The 2,861-nt window shown below is 34.6% G+C and carries 2 protein-coding genes; both read right to left on the bottom strand.

Annotated features, from left to right (window positions below; all coding sequences use genetic code 11):
- Positions 1–107 precede the first annotated feature (107 nt).
- The gene (locus tag D6734_12670; protein RMF92285.1) at positions 108–1,763 is read right to left on the bottom strand and encodes a glycosyltransferase; all 1,656 of its coding nucleotides are present in this window, start codon (positions 1,761–1,763) and stop codon (positions 108–110) included.
- A gap of 3 nt (positions 1,764–1,766) precedes the next feature.
- Positions 1,767–2,861, bottom strand: a 1,095-nt coding sequence (locus D6734_12665) for a radical SAM protein (GenBank protein RMF92284.1), incomplete at its 5' end; no start/stop codon positions are given.

Here is a 2,861-nt window from a genome sequence, read left to right as displayed (position 1 = left end):
ACTTATTAAGCATCAATTCTTCTTAAATATGGAGAGAGGTTAAAATAAAAAAATCTTATTATTTTCTTTCTTTATAAAGCTGTTCCTGTCAGGTTATATAACCTTCATTAAACTCTTAACTTTTTTATTTTGTCATTGATAAAGCTATACAACTTATAAAAGATGGAGTTCTTTATCTTCCATATTACTTTCTCGAGTTCTTTTACCTGTTGTTCTAAGTGAAATACCTTATCTTCTCTTACTATCAAAAGATACTCTGTCAAAGACATCGATGACTCTGCCATTTGATTTAAGTCTGCCAATGATTTTTTTTGAAGCAAAATTAGTGAAGGGTGGTCATTGACATATTTTTCATACTTCTTGTATATTGTTTTTTTCGTTTCTACAAATTCCTGCCATTTGCTGAAGGTCATATTGCTGTTATCAAGGCGCAATCTCGTTTCAGATGTAAAATGAGGGACACAATGAAAATCATAATTTCTCGATAATCGTATTTGAAAATCCCAATCCTCAAAAACCGGTAAAGTCTCATCAAAGAAGCCTGCTTTTTCTACACAAGCTTTTTTGTGCATTACTGAATTTATAGGAATCAAATTCTCAATCAAAATCCTATCTCTGTCAAATTCATTTGCATATGGCATTTCCTTGAGAAATATTTTGTAATCACCTTTTTGAATTGGCGATTGTATGGCTCGATATGAGAGGCTGTAAACTACATCGCTGTTATTTTTTTTGGCTGTATCTATGAGAAGGAATAGGTGGTTATGGTAGAAGACATCGTCGTCATCGAGATAGTTTAAATAAATTCCTGATGCATTTTTAATTCCAGTATTTCGCGCCGCAGCAAGCCCTTTGTTTTCGCTATGTTTTATATAAGTAATTCTTTCGTCATCATATTTCTCTATTACCGGTTGGACATCTTCTCCAGCATCATTTACGACGATGATTTCAAAATCCTGAAAAGTTTGCCCGAGAATGCTCCTTAATGCATCTTCGAACATTTTAGGGCGGTTATAAGTGGGAAGGATGACACTGACAAAGGGATTTTTACGCTTTTCTTTGTTTTGATTTCTTCTAATTAAAGCGTTTTGTCTTGCGATACGCGCGTATTCCTCCTGTTCAATTCTCTTTTTGTATGATGTACCATAAATGCTTCTTTTCCATAGATAGAGTGGTTTTTTAAGATTGGCAAGTTTAAATTTTTCCGACATTCTAAGCCACAAGTCATAATCTTGGGCATATGGAAAATTTTCATCGTAGCCGCCAATCTTTATAAAACTTTCCCTGCGCATCATAACAGTGCCATGACCAAAGCAGTTCTGTTCTATTAAATTTTTAGAAATTTCTTCATTCGTCAGCGGAATGTTGGTTGTTTCTATAATATTTTCTTTCTCATCGATTATGTGGTAATTTGAACCAACAACCGCAATATCAGGATTATCTTCAAGATATAAAATCTGAGATTCAAATCTGTCCTTTTTTGAAATGTCTTCCGGGTCTTGCCTAGCAATGTATTTACCTGAGGATATGGATATTGCTTTGTTTAAGGAGTAGGTCAAGCCATGATTTTCTTGTGTGATTATTTTGATTCTTGAATCCTTTTCTTTATATCCTGACAATATTGCAGGAGTGTTGTCAAAAGAACCGTCGTCAACAATAATAAATTCAAAATCTGAAAAGGTTTGTCCAAGAATGCTGTCTATTGTTTTGTCTAGTCCTGCTTCAGAATTATATACACTCATTACTACGCTTAATTTAGGCATAATTTATCTCGACTTAGAAAAAAACTCCTTTGCTTTTTCATTCAATCTTTTCCCAAAGAAAGGAATTTTCGCCGACTTTTTGCCTCCATAAAATTCATCGACTAAGTGATTATGTCCTTTCAAATATAGAAGGTTATTCTTATCTTTGTAAATATAGAGTTTTTTTGAAAGAATATACTGATAAAGTTCACTGCCGGGTATTCCAACGAAGATATTTATCCAAGTGGTTGTGGGTTTTATTTCTTCTATCAATTTTAAAGTCTGTTTTCTTTCGTCGAAAGTTTCAGTAGGCAATCCAACCATAACACTTGCGGCAGTCTTTATACCAATACTATTGCATTCTTTGAACACCCTCCTTATGTCTTCAACTGTGATATTCTTTTTTAGAAAAGAAAGCATCCTTTCACTGCCGCTTTCTACTCCTAAATAGAGCCCTCTGCACCCTGCTTTATACATTTTTTCAAGTATACTCCTATCGAGAGAATCAATTCTGCTTTCACAAGCCCATTTTATTTTGCAACCTTTTTTGATTAAAAGCTCACAAAAAGTTTCAAGACGATTTCTGTTCAAAGTGAAATTGTCTTCTCTAAAATAAACTCCTGCAATACTATACTTCTTTTGGAGATAAACAATATCATCATAAATTCTTTGTGCGCTCATCATTGTGTACATCCTGCCCCAAATAGAGCTTACTGAGCAAAAGGTGCACGGAAATGGACAACCTCTGCTTGTATTCATTGGGAATACAGGGCTAATTCCAATCCATTCAAGGGAAAGGTCGTAGGGCAGTGAAATGAAGTAATCCCAAGCAGGATGAGGGAGAGAATCAAGGTCAGTTATCCTTTCAGAGCGAATTATTCTATCTTCAATGCCATTTGCTATTCTCAATATAGCTTCTTCCCCTTCTCCCTGCACAATATGGTCAACAAATTCAGGAATAGTTTCAACAGCAACGGAAGTATGAGGGCCGCCCACTGCAATTTTGCCCTTCCATTTTCCTCTTTCCCTCAATTTTTGTAATGCATTGAGCATTTTAAGAGTATCTTTGAAACAGATTGTATTTGCATAGATGCCTACTAAATCAATTTTTTCCTTTTT

It is taken from the genome of Candidatus Schekmanbacteria bacterium (assembly GCA_003695725.1).
GTDB lineage: Bacteria > Schekmanbacteria > GWA2-38-11 > GWA2-38-11 > J061 > J061.
This window is presented reverse-complemented; position numbering and strand designations above follow the sequence as displayed.

Excerpts from the sequence above, each read along its gene's own strand:
- D6734_12670 (RMF92285.1), bottom strand. The coding sequence starts at position 1,763 with ATGCCTAAATTAAGCGTAGTAATGAGTGTATATAATTCTGAAGCAGGA.